The organism is Adlercreutzia sp. DFI.6.23, assembly GCF_024462535.1.
Lineage (GTDB): Bacteria > Actinomycetota > Coriobacteriia > Coriobacteriales > Eggerthellaceae > Adlercreutzia > Adlercreutzia rubneri.
In genome coordinates this window covers 1-302 of record NZ_JANGBP010000497.1, presented here as the reverse complement: position 1 = coordinate 302, position 302 = coordinate 1, and the positions used below count along the sequence as shown (strand labels likewise).

Annotated in this window: 1 protein-coding gene; it reads left to right on the top strand. The window is 65.2% G+C overall.

The genetic code is table 11. The features are described 5' to 3' along the window. Window positions 1-302: DNA gyrase subunit A (locus NE591_RS14300; RefSeq protein WP_305145271.1), on the top strand; the 302-nt coding region annotated here is incomplete at both ends.

The window sequence follows — 302 nt, the reverse complement described above, 5'->3', positions numbered from 1 at the left end:
CTACGGTGCTGCCGTCGCGCTTCCCGAACCTGTTGGTCAACGGCTCGAACGGCATCGCCGTCGGCATGGCCACCAACATCCCGCCCCACAACCTGGGCGAGGCCATCCACCCCACCTGCCTCATGATCGATAACCCGGATTGCACGACGGAGGACCTGCTCACCGCCATGCCCGGCCCCGACTTCCCCACGGGCGGCCTCGTCATGGGAAAGAAGGGCATTCTGGACGCCTACGAGACCGGCCACGGCAACCTCACCATCCGCGCGAAATGCGAGATCGAGGAAAAGAAGAACGGCCGTGCC